The following is a 16,697-nucleotide window of genomic DNA, read 5'->3' on the forward strand; positions in this document are numbered from 1 at the left end:
GCAATACCAATATCAAAACTTTTTGATATTGGTATTGCTGTATGAAAATTGACCGACTAGACTGCGCCACCATGACCCTGCGCGCACCTGAGTTGGAATTCGACCCCTGCGACGAGCTCGCCGCCCTGTGCAAAGCCGGCGGCGATCCGCTGCGCCTGAACGTCCTGCGCGTCCTGAGCAACGACTCCTTCGGCGTGCTGGAGCTGGCGCAGATATTCGCCATTGGCCAGTCGGGCATGAGCCACCACCTCAAGGTCCTGGCCCAGGCCGACCTGGTGGCCACGCGCCGTGAAGGCAACGCGATCTTCTACCGCCGCGCCCTACCCAACGGTCGCCTGCATGCCGCCTTGCTCGACGATATCGATGAACTGCCGCTGCCTGCAGATGTGCAGGCCCGTATCGCCACCGTGCATCAGCAGCGCGCCACCGTCAGCCGCGACTTCTTCGCCCGCATGGCCAGCAACTTCCAGGCCCAGCAGGACCTGATCGCCGGCCTGCCGCAGTACCGCGACAGCCTGCTGGCCCTGCTCGATGCCCTGCACTTCGCCCCCAGCGCCAGCGCAGTGGAAATCGGCCCTGGCGACGGTGCCTTCCTGCCCGAGTTGGCGCAGCGCTTTGCCCAGGTCACGGCACTGGACAACAGCCCGGCTATGCTCGAACTGGCAAGCCAGCGCTGCGCCGCCGAAGGGCTGGACAACGTCGAGCTGAAACTGGCCGATGCGCTGCAGGACGCGCCCGTCACGGCCGATTGCGTGGTGCTGAACATGGTTCTGCACCACTTCGCGGCCCCGGCCGAGGCCTTTCGCAAGCTGGCTGACCTGGTCGCCCCAGGCGGCAGCCTGCTGCTCAGCGAACTGTGCAGCCACGACCAGAGCTGGGCGCGCGAAGCCTGCGGCGACCTGTGGCTGGGCTTCGAGCAGGAAGACTTGGCGCACTGGGCGACGGCCGCCGGCCTGACGCCCGGTGAAAGCTTGTACATAGGCCTGAAAAACGGCTTTCAGATTCAATTACGGCACTTTGCCAAACCCGATGCGCACAGCGCCTTCAGCCTCCGGCAAGAAAGGAACCGATAGATGAGCGAATATTCCCTGTTTACTTCCGAGTCCGTGTCCGAAGGGCATCCGGACAAGATCGCCGACCAGATTTCCGATGCGGTGCTCGACGCCATCATCACCCAGGACAAGCACGCCCGCGTGGCCGTGGAAACCCTGGTCAAGACCGGCGTGGCCATCGTCGCCGGCGAAGTCACCACCAGCGCCTGGGTCGACCTGGAGCAGATCGTCCGCGACGTGATCTGCGATATCGGCTACACCAGCAGCGACGTCGGCTTCGACGGCGCCACCTGCGGCGTGCTCAACATCATTGGCAAGCAGTCCCCGGACATCAACCAGGGCGTCGACCGCGCCAAGCCGGAAGATCAGGGCGCTGGCGACCAGGGCCTGATGTTCGGCTACGCCAGCAACGAAACCGACGTGCTGATGCCGGCACCGATCTGCTTCTCGCATCGCCTGGTCGAGCGCCAGGCCGAAGCGCGCAAGTCCGGCCTGCTGCCGTGGCTGCGCCCGGATGCCAAATCCCAGGTCACCTGCCGCTACGAGAACGGCAAGGTCGCCGCCATCGACGCGGTCGTGCTGTCCACCCAGCACAACCCGGAAGTGAAATACGACGACCTGCGCGACGGCGTGATGGAACTGATCGTCAAGCACGTGCTGCCGGCCGAACTGCTGCACGCCGACACCCAGTTCCACATCAACCCGACCGGCCAGTTCATCATCGGCGGCCCGGTGGGTGACTGCGGCCTGACCGGGCGCAAGATCATCGTCGACAGCTACGGCGGCATGGCCCGTCACGGCGGCGGTGCCTTCTCCGGCAAGGACCCGTCCAAGGTCGACCGTTCGGCTGCCTACGCCGGCCGCTACGTGGCCAAGAACATCGTTGCCGCCGGCCTGGCCGAGCGCTGCGAGATCCAGGTGTCCTACGCCATCGGCGTGGCCCAGCCGACCTCCATCTCGATCAACACCTTCGGCACCCACAAGATCGCCGAAGACAAGATCATCGCGCTGGTGCGCGACGTGTTCGACCTGCGCCCCTATGCCATCACGCGCATGCTCGACCTGCTGCACCCGATGTATCAGGACACCGCAGCCTACGGTCACTTCGGCCGCACGCCGCAGCCCAAGACCGTCGGTGACGACACCTTCACCACCTTCACCTGGGAGCGCACCGACAAGGCTGCCGACCTGCGCGCCGCTGCCGGCCTGTAAGCGACGCCCGCCAAAAAGCCCCGCCTGCGTGAGCAGTGCGGGGCTTTTTCGCTTTGTGCGCCTCAGGAAATCTGGAGACTGCCGCCGAGATACATCATCCCCAGCCCAATGGCCATGAACAGCAACGGCGCACGCATGGGCGGCTCGTACAGGGCGAAGATCCCCTGCGAGACGGGCGGAAACAGGAAGTTGAGCACAACGCAGATCAGCGACACCTGGACGCCACGCGCCACAGACCAGATCCAGGCTGCCAACGCGAGGAGAAAACCGATCACGTCCATTTACCATTCCTTGGCTAGAGTAGAAGTTGGGGCGCGAAATATATCAGCCCCCAGGAAAAGCAACAGCACGAAAGGGTTCAAGGAGGAACCATGCGCAACGCTCTGGCATTCGCCGCACTGCTCGCATCCATGTCGAGCCTTGCCACACCCTGCCCCGACTGGTCCAGCGCACAAGCCACGCATGAGCTGACCGCCCTGCAGGCCCAGCTCGCCACCTGGGACGACGCCTACCATAACCAGGGCCGCAGCCTGATTGCTGATGAGCTCTACGATCAGGCCCGCGTCCGCCTGAGCCAATGGCAGACATGTCTCGGCCAAGCGCAACAGGCACCAGACGCTGCTCTGGCAGGCGCGAGCACCGAACTGCCTCACCCCATAGCCCAAACCGGCCTGCGCAAGCTCGACGAAGCCGGCATCGGCCAGTGGCTAGCCGGTCGCACCGATGCCTGGATTCAGCCCAAGGTCGACGGCGTCGCCGTGACCCTGGTCTATCGCCAGGGCCACCTGCGGCAGGCCATCAGCCGCGGCGATGGACGCAGCGGGCAGGCCTGGACAGCTCGCGCCCGCGAACTGCCGGCCATCCCCCAACAACTGCCCCAGCCGCTGAACGCCATCCTGCAGGGCGAGCTGTACTGGCGCCTGGACAGCCACCAGCAGGCCCGCGACGGCAGTGCCGGCGCACGCGGCAAAGTGGCAGGACTGATGGCAAGACAGACGATATCCGTCGAGGAAGCGGCTGGCATTGGCCTGTTCGTCTGGGATTGGCCAGATGGCCCGGCCGATATGCAAGAACGCCTGGCCGGCCTGCAGCGCCTGGGCCTGCAGGACAGCCACACTTATAGCCGCCCGGTCGAAAACCTGGCGCAAGCAGCTGAATGGCGGCAGCACTGGTATCGCAGTGCCCTGCCCTTCGCCAGCGATGGCGTGGTGCTGCGTCAGGGCCAACGGCCTGCGGGCGAGCGCTGGCAGGCCGAACCACCACATTGGGCAGTAGCCTGGAAATACCCGGCCAGCCAGGCGCTGGCCGTGGTGCAGAGAGTGAAGTTCAACATTGGTCGCACCGGCCGCATCAATCCAGTGCTGGAACTGCAGCCTGTACTACTCGACGACCGGCGCATCAGCAGGGTCGCGCTCGGCTCGCTGCAGCGCTGGCAAGAACTGGACATCCGCCCCGGCGATCAGGTCGCCATTTGCCTCTCCGGCCTCACCATCCCGCGCCTCGACCAGGTGATCTGGCGCAGCCAGCAACGCGCCGAAGTGGACGTACCACATGCCGAGGACTACCACGCCCTGAGCTGCTGGCGCAGTACGCCATCCTGCCAGCAGCAATTCCAGGCACGCCTGAACTGGCTCGCCAGCAAGCAGGGCCTGAACCTGCCCGGCGTAGGCCCCGGTACCTGGCGCACATTGCTGGCGGGTGAGCGCCTGCACGGCCTGCTCGACTGGCTGGAGTTCGACAACGAGCAACTGCAACAATTGCCGGGCGTCGGCGCGCGGCGTGCCACCCAGTTGCAGCACGCCTTCGCCCAGGCCCAGCAGCGCTCGCTGCAGCAATGGCTGCAGGCGCTCGGCGCCCCGCCGGGCCTGAACCTGCGTGCGGACGATGACTGGACGACTCTGCAGTCGCGCAGCCACGCCGAATGGCTACGCCAACCCGGGGTGAGCCAGAAGAGTGCCGAGCGTCTGCTGGCGTTCTTCAGCCATCCGGAGGTCCAGCAGCTGGCGACACAACTGCAGCGCGCCGGGGTCGAGGGCTTTCAACGCCGGGACACTCCACCCCACGGCTGATCCAGATCAGCCGATGCCGCGCACGGGTCGAACCTCATGCAGTAACCGGGGTCACTTCGAATAGACACTCACGAGGACAGACCATGATTCGTCAAACCGCTTTGCTCGGCCTGCTGCTGGCCGCCAACCTCAACGCCACGCCCATCCTCGCCGCCGAAGCTGACAGTGGCTGCGCGGCCAAACGCCAGGTCATCGAGAAAAAGATCGAAGCCGCCCGCCAGAATGGCAACGCGCACGAGCTCGATGGACTGCAAAGGGCGCTGGGCAACGTGGCAGCCAATTGCGATGACGACACGCTGCACAGCGAGCGCCTCGCCAGCGTCGAACAAGCCCGCCAGGAAGTGGAGGAACGCGAGATGGATCTGCGCGAAGCCATCGGCAAGGGCGATCAGGAGAAGATCGCCAAGCGTCAGGCCAAACTGGCCGAGGCGCGCGCCGAACTGCAGCAGGCCGAGGCCGAAGCACGCGTCGATCAGTAGGCGCGAAACGCCTTGTGGCAGGCCTCGCAACTGTCCTCGACGGCCTGCATCGCCGGCTCCAGTTCGGTGCGACGTAGCGGCGGCGCGGTCGTAGCCTGCACCAGCGCCGCAGTGGCCTGCTCCAGGTCGCGGGCCATTTTCTGGAATTGCTCATGGCGCTCCCAGACCTCGGGATTGGCCTTGCTGCGCTCGTCATCACGCACTTGCGGAAAATGCTGCCAGGGCTCATGCGACAGCCGCTCCAGCTGCGCGGCGCCAGCAATGAAGCCGGCTTCGTCGTAGACGATACGACCGCGCAGCATTCCACCTAGATCTTCGCTGACCTTGAGCATCTCCTTGAACGCCGCCTGGCGCTTGCCCAGCGGCGAGTTGGGGTCAACTCCACCACAGGCAGCCAGACTCAGGCAGACGCAGCCGAGCAGCAGGAGTTTCTTCAGCGTCATCGACACGACTTCCACAGGGAAAAGGGTCGCCAGTATCGCGGCTCGATCCGACCTGGCCAAGCGACCTCTTGTCACAACCCTGGCGTTTCACGTGCGCCAGTCAGCCAGGGTTCAGCTAGACACCCTGGCAAAGCAGGCCTGTTCGCCCAGGCAGACGCGCTCAGGCGGAGACCACGAACAAGGCGACGATCAGGCCCATCCCGGCGAACCATACCAGCGACCGCACAGGCCCCCAGTCGGCCAGGTAGCAGATGAAATACAGCACGCGGCTGACGATGAAGGCCAGCGCCAACTGGTCGAGCAGCGCCTGCGCAGCACCTCCGGCCTGGTGCGCGATGATCACCGCCGCCGCGAATGCCGGCGTGACTTCGAAGCCATTGAGCTGGGCGTTGTTGGCCCGCTGGCGCCAGCCCTGCAGCGTGCCCAGAAAGGCGCGCGGATCCTGGTTGGCACGCGGACCATAGCCGGGGCCGAGAAACTTGGCGGTGGCGGTGCCCAGGTAGGGCAGGAAGATGGCGATCAGTACGCACCAGTAGGCAAGGGTCATGACGAGGCTTCACTGCTGAGAAAGGAAACCCAGCCTGCGCGAGCGCCGCGTTCACGTCCATGGCTGCAGCCCGCGATGATGCTGGCGCTTCGGCCAAGTGCGCGGCCATCCGCGCCAGCGCCGCTCACTCCCGGATACGATCACTGGCGTAGGTGATCTCGGTCTTGCCATGGGCTGCCGGCAGGCCATCCTCACCGAGATTGACGAACACCAGCTTGTCGATGGTCAGGATGCTCTTGCGAGTGACCTTGTTGCGCACTTCGCAGCGCAGGGTGATGGAGGTGCGACCGAACTCGGTGGCGACGATGCCCAGCTCGATGATGTCGCTCTGCCGCGCCGAGCTGACGAAGTTGATCTCGGAGATGAATTTGGTCACCACGCGCTGATTGCCGAGCTGGACGATGGCGTAGATCGCCGCCTCTTCGTCGATCCACCTCAGCAGGCTGCCGCCGAACAGCGTGCCATTGGGGTTGAGGTCTTCGGGCTTGATCCACTTGCGGGTGTGGAAATTCATGCATTGTCCTCCGTATCGAATGGGTCCCCATGATGCGCCGACAGCGTTACGCTTGTCGCGGCGCGGCCATCTGTGGCGTGCATTGCGACGCGAAAGCGACGGAAAACCTTGGGCGCCGCCGCTCGGCTCGCTATAATCGGCCAGTTTCACGCGACCGGCACCGCTCCGGTCGCTCCCGCCACCCGGTCGAGGGGCGCTGCAGCAACCTGAAAGATCTGTTTCGAATCCGCAAGCCCGCATTCCCGCAATGCTCCGCGGCAGATTCGAATCAGCCTTCCAGGCTGTCAGGCTCGCCCGGGGCGTTATCCAAACGCATCAACGGCGCCCATCGGACTGCGTGAAAACGTAGCGAGCGAAGGGCTAGCAAGGCAGAAACAGGTGCGGAAGCGGAGTTTACGACTGTAAATGAGCATTCCAAGCCTGTTTCTAACGCAGCCAGACCGAGCGCAGTAGTTTTCACGTAGTCCGATCGCAGACAACGAATGGAGAGTTACTGCATGAGCGCTTTCAACGACTACAAGGTCGCCGACATTTCCCTGGCCGACTGGGGCCGCAAGGAACTGATCATCGCCGAATCCGAGATGCCGGCCCTGATGGGCCTGCGTCGCAAGTACGCCGCCAGCCAACCGCTGAAAGGCGCGAAGATCCTCGGCTGCATCCACATGACCATCCAGACTGGCGTGCTGATCGAAACGCTGACCGCCCTGGGCGCCGAAGTGCGCTGGTCCTCGTGCAACATCTTCTCCACCCAGGATCAGGCCGCTGCCGCCATCGCCGCCGCCGGTATCCCGGTGTTCGCCTGGAAAGGCGAGACCGAAGAAGAATACGAGTGGTGCATCGAGCAGACCATCCTCAAGGACGGCCAGCCGTGGGACGCCAACATGGTGCTGGACGACGGCGGTGACCTGACCGAAATCCTGCACAAGAAATACCCGCAGATGCTCGAGCGCATCCACGGCGTGACCGAAGAAACCACCACCGGTGTGCACCGTCTGCTCGACATGCTCAAGGCCGGCACCCTGAAAGTTCCGGCGATCAACGTCAACGACGCGGTCACCAAGAGCAAGAACGACAACAAGTACGGCTGCCGCCACAGCCTCAACGACGCCATCAAGCGCGGCACCGACCACCTGCTGTCGGGCAAGCAGGCGCTGGTCATCGGCTACGGTGACGTGGGCAAGGGCTCGGCGCAGTCGCTGCGTCAGGAAGGCATGATCGTCAAGGTCTCCGAAGTCGATCCGATCTGCGCCATGCAGGCCTGTATGGACGGCTTCGAGCTGGTCTCGCCGTACAAGAACGGCATCAATGACGGCAGCGAAGCGAGCGTCGACGCCGCACTGCTGGGCAAGATCGACCTGATCGTCACCACCACCGGCAACGTCAACGTCTGTGACGCCGGCATGCTCAAGGCTCTGAAGAAGCGCGCCGTGGTGTGCAACATCGGTCACTTCGACAACGAGATCGACACCGCCTTCATGCGCAAGAACTGGGCCTGGGAAGAGGTCAAGCCGCAGGTGCACAAGATCCACCGCACCGGCGCTGGCACCTTCGATCCGGCCAACGACGACTACCTGATCCTGCTGGCCGAAGGCCGTCTGGTCAACCTGGGCAACGCCACCGGCCACCCGAGCCGCATCATGGATGGCTCGTTCGCCAACCAGGTACTCGCGCAGATCTTCCTGTTCGAGCAGAAGTTCGCTGATCTGTCCGCCGAGAAGAAGGCCGAGCGCCTGACCGTCGAAGTGCTGCCGAAGAAGCTCGACGAAGAAGTCGCGCTGGAGATGGTCAAGGGCTTCGGTGGCGTGGTCACCCAACTGACCAAGCAGCAGGCCGATTACATTGGCGTCACCGTCGAAGGCCCGTTCAAGCCCGACACCTACCGCTACTGATCAGCGGGGCAGGCAGGGTGCAAGGCACCCTGCCTGCCAAGAACCTCGGTGGCCGGACCTGTGGCCGGGCCACCCTACGGAATTTTGCTATGTCACAAGAACGCCGCTACAGCTTCGAGTTCTTTCCCGCAAAGACCGAAGCCGGGCATGAAAAACTGATGGATGTGGCGCGCCAACTGGCGGCCTACAATCCCGATTTCTTCTCCTGCACCTATGGTGCGGGCGGCTCGACCCGCGACCGCACCCTCAACACAGTGCTCCAGCTCGATGGCGAAGTGAAGGTGCCCACCGCACCGCACCTGTCCTGCGTCGGCGACAGCAAGGCCGAGCTGCGCGAGCTGCTCAACCTGTACCAGAAAGCCGGTATCAAGCGCATCGTCGCGCTGCGCGGCGACCTGCCGTCGGGCATGGGCCTGGCCAGCGGTGAACTGCGTTACGCCAACGAGCTGGTCGAATTCATTCGCAGCGAAACCGGTGATCACTTCCACATCGAAGTCGCCGCCTACCCGGAGATGCATCCGCAGGCACGTAACTTCGAGAGCGATGTCGCCAACTTCGTGCGCAAGGCCAAGGCCGGTGCCGACAGCGCCATCACCCAGTACTTCTTCAACGCCGACAGCTACTTCTACTTCGTCGAGCGCGTGCGCAAGCTGGGCGTGGACATCCCCGTGGTGCCGGGCATCATGCCGATCACCAACTACAGCAAGCTGGCGCGCTTCTCCGATGCCTGCGGCGCAGAGATCCCGCGCTGGGTGCGCAAGCAACTGGAAGCCTACGGCGACGACAGCGACAGCATTCGTGCCTTTGGCGAGCAGGTCATCACCGAGATGTGCGAACGCCTGCTGCAAGGCGGCGCGCCTGGCCTGCACTTCTACAGCATGAACCTGGCAGGCCCCAGCCTGTCCATCTGGAACAACCTCAAGCTGCCGCGTTAACAGGCCGCTTACTCACAGGCTGCCCACCCCGGGCAGCCTGTCCGCTTTACCCTCCCGCCTTGCCGCCGAAGGATCGCCCCTCATGCTCAAACGCACCAAGATCAACGCCTCCGTCAGCCCCAAGGGCAGCCTGGAGACTCTCTCCCAACGTGAAGTGCAGCAGTTGCGCGAAACCGGTTCCGGCAGTGTTTATCGCCTGTTCCGTCAGTGCGCCCTGGCGATCCTCAACACCGGTTCGCATAGCGACAACGCCAAGACCATTCTCGAGGCTTACCCGGACTTCGAGGTGAAGATTCACCAGCAGGATCGCGGCATCCGCCTGGAACTGCTGAATGCCCCGGCCGACGCCTTCGTCGATGGCGAGATGATCGCCAGCACCCGTGAGATGCTGTTCAGCGCCCTGCGCGACATCGTCTTCACCCAGAGCGAGCTGGAGAACAAGCGCATCGACCTGGACAGCTCCGAGGGCATCACCGACTACGTATTCCACCTGCTGCGCAACGCACGCACCCTGCGCAGCGGCGTCGAGCCGAAGATGGTGGTGTGCTGGGGCGGCCACTCGATCAGCACTGAGGAATACAAGTACACCAAGAAGGTCGGTCACGAGCTGGGCCTGCGCGGCCTGGACATCTGCACCGGCTGCGGCCCGGGCGTGATGAAGGGGCCGATGAAGGGCGCCACCATCAGCCACGCCAAGCAACGCAATCTCAAGGGTCGCTACCTGGGCCTGACCGAGCCCGGCATCATCGCCGCCGAAGCACCCAACCCGATCGTCAACGAGCTGGTGATCCTGCCGGACATCGAGAAGCGCCTGGAGGCCTTCGTTCGCGTCGGCCATGGCATCATCATCTTCCCGGGCGGCGCCGGTACGGCCGAGGAGTTCCTCTACCTGCTGGGTATCCTCACCCACCCGGACAACAAGGACCTGCCCTTCCCGGTCATCCTCACCGGGCCGAAGAGCGCCGCCACCTACCTGCAACAGCTGCACGAATTCATCGGCGCGACCCTGGGCGAAGCGGCGCAGCAGCGCTACAGCATGATCGTCAACGACCCGGCCGAGGTCGCCCGCCAGATGCATGTCGGCATCAGCGAGGTGGAGCGCTTCCGCCGCGAACGCAACGACGCCTTCCACTTCAACTGGCTGCTGAAGATCGACGAGAGCTTCCAGCACCCCTTCGAGCCGACTCACGAAGCCATGGCCAGCCTCAACCTGACCCGCGAGCAGCCACTGCATCACCTGGCTGCCAACCTGCGCCGCGCCTTCTCCGGCATCGTCGCGGGCAACGTCAAGGAGAACGGCATCCGCCTGATCGAAGAGCACGGCCCGTACGAGATTCGCGGCGAGGCGACCATCATGCGTCCACTCGATCGCCTGCTGCAGTCCTTCGTCGAACAGCACCGCATGAAACTGCCAGGCGGCAGCGCCTATGAGCCCTGCTACCGGGTCGTCGACTGAAGCTGCGCACAACGCACTTTAACGACCCGGACAAAATCGCTAATCTGGCGCAATGCCATTATTCCAGCGCCAGATTATCGCCACTCTATTGCTCTGCAGCCTTGCGCTCAGCGCTCGCGCCGAGACGTTGCGCCTGGTCACGGACGCCTGGGCGCCTTACGTCTATGAAGAAAATGGCCAACCCGCCGGGCTCGACTACGAGATCAGTCGCGAGGTACTGCGCCGCCTGGGCGTGAAGCTGGATCTGCAGTTCATGCCCTGGAAGCGCTGCCTGATGGAGCTGGAGCGAGGCCATGTCGACGGCATCCTGGATATCTTCCACCGGCGCGAACGCGAGGCGAGCATGCTCTTCGTCGAGGAGCCCCTCAGCGAAGTGGAGCTGGTACTGTTCTACGCCCGCAACCGCCCCTACCCCTACGACAGACTGGAAGACCTGCGCGGTCTGGTGATCGGCGTCTCGCCTGGTTACTGGTACAACGACGAAGCGTTCCGCACCTCGACCCTGTTCAGCCGTGAAGAAGCGCCTTCTCACGAGGCCAACCTGGGCAAGCTGATCCGTCATCGCATCGACCTGGCGGTCAGCGACCGTCGCGCCGGACTCTATCTGAGCGCCCAGATGGGCCTGCAGGAGCAGGTCGACTACAACCGCAAGCCTGTCGGCCACGACCGTCTCTACCTGGCGCTGCGCCATGACCCGAGGCTGGCGCGCCTGGCCGAGAGCTTCACTGCCGAGCTGCGCCGCTTCAAACACGAACCCGCCTACACCCAGCTGCAGCAACGCTACGCGACCCTTTGATACGTCAGGCCGTGAACCAACCGTCAGGCTGGTAGCTGCGCAGACGTTCAGCTCTGTTATACTCGGGCCTTCCCGCCAGGCTTGCGCCCGGATGCTAGCTCCCAGAAGCCAGCAGTACCGGACGGGATCATGCGCCCCACGCGTGATTCAAGCCAGGCTCTACACCCCAAGGGCCACGCCCTCACTTAGTACAGGATTGCTCATGTCCTTTGCCTCCCTCGGTCTCTCCGAGGCTCTAGTCCGTGCGGTCGAGTCCGCCGGCTACACCCAGCCCACTCCGGTGCAACAGCGGGCCATTCCCGCCGTGTTGCAAGGTCGCGATCTCATGGTGGCGGCCCAGACGGGTACAGGTAAGACGGGCGGTTTCGCCCTGCCGATCCTCGAACGCCTGTTTCCGGGCGGTCATCCGGATCGCGAACAACGCCACGGCCCGAAACAGCCGCGCGTGCTGGTACTGACCCCCACTCGCGAACTGGCCGCCCAGGTGCATGACAGCTTCAAGGTCTATGCCCGCGATTTGAAATTCGTCAGCGCCTGCATCTTCGGCGGCGTTGGCATGAACCCGCAGGTTCAAGCCCTGGCCAAGGGCGTCGACGTCCTCGTGGCCTGCCCGGGTCGTCTGCTCGACCTGGCCAACCAGAAGGCCATCGACCTGTCGCACGTGGAAATCCTCGTGCTCGACGAAGCCGACCGCATGCTCGACATGGGCTTCATCCACGACGTCAAGAAGGTGTTGGCCAAACTGCCGACACAGCGCCAGAACCTGCTGTTCTCGGCGACCTTCTCCAAGGACATCACCGACCTCGCCGGCAAGTTGCTGCACAACCCCGAGCGCATCGAGGTCACGCCGCCGAACACCACGGTCGAGCGCATCGAACAACGCGTCTTCCATCTTGCCGCCAGCCACAAGCGTGCTCTGCTCGCCCACCTGATCACCCAGGGCGCCTGGGAACAGGTGCTGGTGTTCACCCGCACCAAGCACGGCGCCAACCGCCTGGCCGAGTACCTGGAAAAGCACGGGCTGCCGGCTGCCGCGATTCACGGCAACAAGAGCCAGAACGCACGCACCAAGGCCCTGGCCGACTTCAAGGCGAACAAGGTGCGCATCCTCGTGGCGACCGACATCGCCGCCCGCGGTCTGGACATCGACCAGTTGCCCCACGTGGTCAACTTCGAGCTGCCCAATGTCGAGGAAGACTACGTACACCGCATCGGCCGTACCGGCCGCGCCGGGCGCAGTGGTGAGGCGATCTCGCTGGTCGCGCCAGACGAGGAAAAACTGCTCAAGAGCATCGAGCGCATGACCAAGCAGAAGATCCCTGATGGCGATCTGATGGGCTTCGATGCCAGCGCCGTGGAAGCCGAGCGCCCCGAAGTACGCGAGCCGCGACAGCCACGCAACGCCGGTCAGCAGAAAAAGCCGAAGGGCGAAGGCGGTGACAAGCCCAAGGGCGATCGCCACGGCGGTGGCCGCAAGGACAAGGGCAAGGACAGCGGCAAGGAGCAGAAAGCCAAGCCGCAAGGTCAGAACCGCCGCGGCCAGAGCCAGCGCAGCAATGCCCAAGGCTCCGCTGCAGCGGCGATCCCACCGCTGCCCCCGGATCGTGATCCCGAGGAATTCCTCGACGATGAGATCGACAACTTCGGCAACCGTGTCGACTATGTCAGTCCGAACCAGAACAAGCAGCAGGGTCGCGGCCGTCGCTCCGGTACAGCACCGGCCAACGGCGCAGCGTCAGGCCAGCCGCGGCAGAGCGGCAAGGCTCCGCGCAACAACAATGGCAGTAGCAACGGCAGCAGCAATGGCGCGAACAAGAACCGTCGCCAGGGCAGCGGTCAAGCAGGCCAAGGCGGCCAGGGGCGCAACGGCAGCAACCGCGGTCGCGGTCGTCCAGCCAATGACGGTCGTGTCACCTCGCTCGATCGTGACGAGCTGCCACGCGCCGAAGCGGCCGTGCGCAGCCCGCGCGAGAAGCAGCCGATCATCATGCACAAGGGCTCGCGCCTGGACCGCTTCCCGACTGCCGAGCAACTCGACGAGCTGAGCAACAGCACCCGTCCGCGCGGCGAGAAGCCAGCACTGCTGACGCGCAACCGCGACGAGTAAGCGCTGACGCACCAACAAAAACGCCGCCCCTGAGGGCGGCGTTTTTGTTTAGGGGAAAAGGCGAGTGGAGAAGCACGTCTCCCCCGCCCTTCGGCCCCCCACTGCGCGCCCCTGCCTGGTCACCAGCGATCAGGCGCTCATCGGCGCAGGAGGCGATGCCTCCGACAACACACCTCTGCGCCCCATGAATGGGAGAGGGTCATCAGACGGCCGCCAGCTAGCGGCCGCTTTTCTTACTGGCGAACACCTTCGACCGAGATGATTAGCTCGACGGTTTCCGAAGCCGGGCCGAGATCCTTGGAAATATCGAAGTCCTTCAGTTTCAGCGTGGTGGTGCCTTCGAAACCGGCACGGTAGCCGCCCCACGGGTCCTTGCCTTCACCGATGAACTTGGCAGCGATCACCACCGGCTTGGTCACGCCGTTGAGGGTCAGGTTACCGGTGATGTCAGCGGTGCCTTCGCCAGTGGATTTGACCGAAGTGGATTCGAAGGTGGCGGTGTCGTGCTTGCTCGCGTTGAGGAAGTCGGCGCTGCGAATGTGCTTGTCACGCTCGGCGTGGTTGGTGTCGACGCTGGCGGTCTTCAGGGTCACGCTGACCTTGCTCGCCTCCGGGTTGGCGGCGTCGAAGCTGAACTTGCCGTCGAAGTCCTTGAAGGTGCCGTAAAGCCAGCTGTAACCCAGGTGGCTGATCTTGAAATTGACGAAGGCGTGCTGGCCTTGCTTGTCGATGACGTAGTCGGCCGCCATGGCCTGGCCGCCGATCAGAGCCGAGCCCAGAACCAGTGCAGCGAGGGCGTTCTTCAACATGGGTGTTCTCCTTGCGAGTTGTCAATCTAGATGGGCATGGGCCCGATGATGAATTGCGTCAGCGCCCGAACATCCGCAGCAGGGTGCTGTCACGGTCGATGAAATGGTGCTTGAGTGCGGCCAGGCCATGCAGGCCGGCGAATATCACCAACCCCCAGGCCAGGTATTCGTGGATCGCCCCGGCGATGTCTTCCTGTTGCGCGATTCCGCTCAGGGTTGCCGGCACGCTGAACAGGCCGAATACCTCGATGCCACGGCCGTCAGCGGTGGAAATCAGGTAGCCGGAGATCATCACGCCGAACAAGCCGAGGTAGAGCACGCCATGACCCAGCTTGGAGGCCAGGCGAGTGAGCTGGCCGTGGCTGCTCAGGGCCGCCGGTGACGGGTTGAACAGACGCCACAGCACGCGCAGCAGCATGACGGCGAACAGCACGATGCCGATGCTCTTGTGCAGATCCGGCGCGCTCTGGCGCCACGGGTCGTAATAGCTGAGCCCCACCATCCAGAAGCCGAGGGCGAACAGTCCGAATACGGCCAGCGCCACCAGCCAGTGCAGCAGCACGCTGACGAATCCATAAGTAGCGGGGGTGTTGCGCCATTGCATGGGTGGGTTCCCTGATCCAGTGTCCGAGCAAGACTAACGGCAAATATATCGATTTAAAGCGAATTTTTTCGCTATGAAACATCGAGAAATGCGATAGCTCATCACGGACTTTGTAGTCGACCGGCTTAGTGCCGACACGCAGCGCAAAGTTCAGCGACAGGCGCACAGGCGGTATACAACGCCAGACCAGCGGCGCCGTCAGCGTACTGGGTGCCGCTTCTGGTAGGCTGGCCGCCCGCACACAGGGAGATTTCTCATGAGCCTCAACGACCACTGGATGCAACGCGACCTCGACGTGTTGTGGCACCCCTGCACCCAGATGAAGGATCACGAGCGCCTGCCGCTGGTGGCGATCCGCAAGGCCTCTGGCGTATGGCTGGAGGATTTCGACGGCAAGCGCTACCTCGATGCCGTCAGCTCCTGGTGGGTCAATGTCTTCGGCCATGCCAACCCGCGTATCAACGCACGCATCCGCGAACAGCTGGAAAACCTCGAACACGTGATGCTCGCCGGTTTCACCCACCAGCCGGTCATCGAACTGTCCGAGCGCCTGGTGCAGATCACCCCGGCGGGCCTGAACAAGGTGTTCTACGCCGACAATGGCTCATCGGGCATCGAAGTGGCGCTGAAGATGAGCTTTCACTACTGGCTCAACAGCGGCGCGCCGGCGAAGAAGCGCTTCGTCACCCTGACCAACAGCTATCACGGTGAAACCGTGGCGGCGATGTCGGTGGGCGACGTGTCGCTGTTCACCGACACCTACAAGGCGCTGCTGCTCGACACCCTCAAGGTGCCCAGCCCGGACTGCTACCTGCGCCCCGAGGGCGTGAGCTGGGAGGAACATTCGCGCGTCATGTTCGCCCACATGGAGCAGACCCTGGCCGAGCATCATCACGAAGTCGCCGCGGTGATCGTCGAGCCGCTGATCCAGGGTGCGGGCGGCATGCGCATGTACCACCCGATCTACCTCAAGCTTTTGCGCGAAGCCTGCGACCGCTATGGCGTACACCTGATCCACGACGAGATCGCCGTCGGCTTCGGCCGCACCGGCACCATGTTCGCCTGCGAGCAGGCCGGCATCACCCCGGACTTCCTGGTGCTATCCAAGGCGCTGACTGGCGGCTACCTGCCGATGGCTGCCGTGCTCACCACCGATGATGTCTACAGCGCCTTCTACGACGACTACGCGACCCTGCGCGCCTTCCTTCATTCGCACACCTATACCGGTAACCCGCTGGCCTGCGCCGCCGCGCTGGCGACCCTCGACATCTTCCGTGACGACGACGTGATCGAGCGCAACAAGGCCCTGGCAACACGCATGGCCAGCGCTACCGCACACCTGGCCGATCACCCGCATGTCGCCGAAGTGCGCCAGACCGGCATGGCCCTGGCGATCGAGATGGTGCAGGACAAGGCCAGCAAGACCGCCTACCCCTGGCAGGAACGTCGTGGCCTGCGCGTCTATCAGCATGCCCTGGAGCGCGGCGCCCTGCTGCGCCCGCTGGGCAGCGTGGTGTATTTCCTGCCGCCTTACGTGATCACCCCGCAGGAGATCGACTTCCTTGCCGAGGTAGCCAGCGAAGGCATCGATATCGCCAGCCGCGAGTCGGTCAGTGTGGCAGTGGATAACCGCTACCCCGATCATCGCGATCCGGGTTGAGCGAGCCACGCCCAAAGAGCGATACGCACAGCGCAACCTGCGGAACAGCGGCGCCCCGACCGCAGGGTGCGCCGCGCGCAGCAGCGCTTTAAACTTGCCGCTTCGAACTTGCCGCCTGCAGCTGC

The 16,697-nt window shown here is 64.0% G+C and carries 16 protein-coding genes and 1 riboswitch; of the genes, 10 read left to right on the plus strand and 6 right to left on the minus strand.

The window, feature by feature from the left end:
• The first annotated feature begins 71 nt into the window (after nucleotides 1-71).
• Nucleotides 72-1,073 carry an ArsR/SmtB family transcription factor gene (locus tag PCLY_RS06750; RefSeq protein WP_061238520.1) on the plus strand — a complete coding sequence of 334 codons (1,002 nt, stop codon included), beginning with the start codon at nucleotides 72-74 and terminating at the stop codon, nucleotides 1,071-1,073.
• Nucleotides 1,074-2,264 (plus strand): methionine adenosyltransferase, encoded by a 1,191-nt coding sequence (gene metK, locus PCLY_RS06755; protein ID WP_061238521.1) that lies wholly within the window; start codon nucleotides 1,074-1,076, stop codon nucleotides 2,262-2,264.
• A 62-nt stretch (nucleotides 2,265-2,326) separates the two neighbouring features.
• Here the strand turns inward: metK and PCLY_RS06760 are convergent, their stop codons facing one another.
• A complete protein-coding gene (locus PCLY_RS06760) occupies nucleotides 2,327-2,545 on the minus strand; it encodes a hypothetical protein (RefSeq protein WP_061238522.1) in 219 nt (72 codons plus the stop codon).
• Between the two features lie 90 nt (nucleotides 2,546-2,635).
• Here PCLY_RS06760 and ligB point away from each other — a divergent pair, with 90 nt between their 5' ends.
• Together ligB and PCLY_RS06770 are read left to right on the plus strand one after the other, a co-directional pair.
• Nucleotides 2,636-4,333, plus strand: coding sequence for an NAD-dependent DNA ligase LigB (ligB, locus tag PCLY_RS06765; RefSeq protein ID WP_061238523.1), 1,698 nt, complete (start codon nucleotides 2,636-2,638; stop codon nucleotides 4,331-4,333).
• Between the two features lie 83 nt (nucleotides 4,334-4,416).
• Entirely contained in the window at nucleotides 4,417-4,812 is a 396-nt protein-coding gene (locus tag PCLY_RS06770; RefSeq protein WP_061238525.1) for a DUF1090 domain-containing protein, read from the plus strand.
• Here the strand turns inward: PCLY_RS06770 and PCLY_RS06775 are convergent.
• The 3 genes from PCLY_RS06775 to PCLY_RS06785 form a co-directional block, all read right to left on the minus strand.
• Complete coding sequence (locus PCLY_RS06775) at nucleotides 4,806-5,255, minus strand: c-type cytochrome (protein WP_061238526.1); 450 nt, start codon at nucleotides 5,253-5,255, stop codon at nucleotides 4,806-4,808. The genes PCLY_RS06770 and PCLY_RS06775 overlap by 7 nt on opposite strands.
• Nucleotides 5,256-5,415: 160 nt before the next feature.
• Nucleotides 5,416-5,802, minus strand: a complete 387-nt coding sequence (locus tag PCLY_RS06780; protein WP_061238527.1) for an MAPEG family protein — start codon at nucleotides 5,800-5,802, stop codon at nucleotides 5,416-5,418.
• Nucleotides 5,803-5,926: 124 nt separating this feature from the next.
• Nucleotides 5,927-6,316, minus strand: a complete 390-nt coding sequence (locus PCLY_RS06785) for an acyl-CoA thioesterase (protein WP_061238528.1) — start codon at nucleotides 6,314-6,316, stop codon at nucleotides 5,927-5,929.
• A 182-nt stretch (nucleotides 6,317-6,498) separates the two neighbouring features.
• Nucleotides 6,499-6,650: riboswitch (S-adenosyl-L-homocysteine riboswitch) on the plus strand.
• Nucleotides 6,651-6,798: 148 nt separating this feature from the next.
• Here PCLY_RS06785 and ahcY point away from each other — a divergent pair.
• The 5 genes from ahcY to PCLY_RS06810 all read left to right on the plus strand — a co-directional run bounded on the left by ahcY (nucleotide 6,799) and on the right by PCLY_RS06810 (nucleotide 13,499).
• On the plus strand, nucleotides 6,799-8,205 hold the full coding sequence (ahcY, locus tag PCLY_RS06790) for an adenosylhomocysteinase (RefSeq protein ID WP_156458566.1): 1,407 nt from the start codon (nucleotides 6,799-6,801) through the stop codon (nucleotides 8,203-8,205).
• Nucleotides 8,206-8,294: 89 nt separating this feature from the next.
• The gene (gene metF, locus PCLY_RS06795) at nucleotides 8,295-9,140 is read left to right on the plus strand and encodes a methylenetetrahydrofolate reductase [NAD(P)H] (protein WP_061238532.1); all 846 of its coding nucleotides are present in this window, start codon (nucleotides 8,295-8,297) and stop codon (nucleotides 9,138-9,140) included.
• An 82-nt stretch (nucleotides 9,141-9,222) separates the two neighbouring features.
• Nucleotides 9,223-10,596, plus strand: a complete 1,374-nt coding sequence (ppnN, locus tag PCLY_RS06800; protein WP_061238534.1) for a nucleotide 5'-monophosphate nucleosidase PpnN — start codon at nucleotides 9,223-9,225, stop codon at nucleotides 10,594-10,596.
• A 52-nt stretch (nucleotides 10,597-10,648) separates the two neighbouring features.
• Nucleotides 10,649-11,392: a substrate-binding periplasmic protein gene (locus PCLY_RS06805; RefSeq protein ID WP_061238536.1), complete on the plus strand. Its 744-nt coding sequence runs from the start codon at nucleotides 10,649-10,651 to the stop codon at nucleotides 11,390-11,392.
• 202 nt (nucleotides 11,393-11,594) lie between these two features.
• Complete coding sequence (locus PCLY_RS06810) at nucleotides 11,595-13,499, plus strand: DEAD/DEAH box helicase (protein WP_061238538.1); 1,905 nt, start codon at nucleotides 11,595-11,597, stop codon at nucleotides 13,497-13,499.
• Nucleotides 13,500-13,732: 233 nt separating this feature from the next.
• Here the strand turns inward: PCLY_RS06810 and PCLY_RS06815 are convergent, their stop codons facing one another.
• Nucleotides 13,733-14,308: a YceI family protein gene (locus PCLY_RS06815; RefSeq protein WP_061238539.1), complete on the minus strand. Its 576-nt coding sequence runs from the start codon at nucleotides 14,306-14,308 to the stop codon at nucleotides 13,733-13,735.
• A gap of 58 nt (nucleotides 14,309-14,366) precedes the next feature.
• Nucleotides 14,367-14,912, minus strand: a complete 546-nt coding sequence (locus PCLY_RS06820) for a cytochrome b (protein WP_061238540.1) — start codon at nucleotides 14,910-14,912, stop codon at nucleotides 14,367-14,369.
• Between the two features lie 256 nt (nucleotides 14,913-15,168).
• On the opposite strand from PCLY_RS06820, the gene PCLY_RS06825 reads away from it, so the two are divergent.
• Nucleotides 15,169-16,572, plus strand: a complete 1,404-nt coding sequence (locus PCLY_RS06825; protein ID WP_061238541.1) for an adenosylmethionine--8-amino-7-oxononanoate transaminase — start codon at nucleotides 15,169-15,171, stop codon at nucleotides 16,570-16,572.
• The last annotated feature ends 125 nt before the right edge of the window (nucleotides 16,573-16,697 follow it).

Origin of the sequence: Ectopseudomonas composti (genome assembly GCF_001567565.1) — a bacterium.
Lineage (GTDB): Bacteria > Pseudomonadota > Gammaproteobacteria > Pseudomonadales > Pseudomonadaceae > Aquipseudomonas > Aquipseudomonas composti_A.

Excerpts from the sequence above, each read along its gene's own strand:
- PCLY_RS06750 (WP_061238520.1), top strand. The coding sequence starts at position 72 with ATGACCCTGCGCGCACCTGAGTTGGAATTCGACCCCTGCGACGAGCTC.
- metK (WP_061238521.1), top strand. The coding sequence starts at position 1,074 with ATGAGCGAATATTCCCTGTTTACTTCCGAGTCCGTGTCCGAAGGGCAT.
- PCLY_RS06760 (WP_061238522.1), bottom strand. The coding sequence starts at position 2,545 with ATGGACGTGATCGGTTTTCTCCTCGCGTTGGCAGCCTGGATCTGGTCT.
- ligB (WP_061238523.1), top strand. The coding sequence starts at position 2,636 with ATGCGCAACGCTCTGGCATTCGCCGCACTGCTCGCATCCATGTCGAGC.
- PCLY_RS06770 (WP_061238525.1), top strand. The coding sequence starts at position 4,417 with ATGATTCGTCAAACCGCTTTGCTCGGCCTGCTGCTGGCCGCCAACCTC.
- PCLY_RS06775 (WP_061238526.1), bottom strand. The coding sequence starts at position 5,255 with ATGACGCTGAAGAAACTCCTGCTGCTCGGCTGCGTCTGCCTGAGTCTG.
- PCLY_RS06780 (WP_061238527.1), bottom strand. The coding sequence starts at position 5,802 with ATGACCCTTGCCTACTGGTGCGTACTGATCGCCATCTTCCTGCCCTAC.
- PCLY_RS06785 (WP_061238528.1), bottom strand. The coding sequence starts at position 6,316 with ATGAATTTCCACACCCGCAAGTGGATCAAGCCCGAAGACCTCAACCCC.
- ahcY (WP_156458566.1), top strand. The coding sequence starts at position 6,799 with ATGGAGAGTTACTGCATGAGCGCTTTCAACGACTACAAGGTCGCCGAC.
- metF (WP_061238532.1), top strand. The coding sequence starts at position 8,295 with ATGTCACAAGAACGCCGCTACAGCTTCGAGTTCTTTCCCGCAAAGACC.
- ppnN (WP_061238534.1), top strand. The coding sequence starts at position 9,223 with ATGCTCAAACGCACCAAGATCAACGCCTCCGTCAGCCCCAAGGGCAGC.
- PCLY_RS06805 (WP_061238536.1), top strand. The coding sequence starts at position 10,649 with ATGCCATTATTCCAGCGCCAGATTATCGCCACTCTATTGCTCTGCAGC.
- PCLY_RS06810 (WP_061238538.1), top strand. The coding sequence starts at position 11,595 with ATGTCCTTTGCCTCCCTCGGTCTCTCCGAGGCTCTAGTCCGTGCGGTC.
- PCLY_RS06815 (WP_061238539.1), bottom strand. The coding sequence starts at position 14,308 with ATGTTGAAGAACGCCCTCGCTGCACTGGTTCTGGGCTCGGCTCTGATC.
- PCLY_RS06820 (WP_061238540.1), bottom strand. The coding sequence starts at position 14,912 with ATGCAATGGCGCAACACCCCCGCTACTTATGGATTCGTCAGCGTGCTG.
- PCLY_RS06825 (WP_061238541.1), top strand. The coding sequence starts at position 15,169 with ATGAGCCTCAACGACCACTGGATGCAACGCGACCTCGACGTGTTGTGG.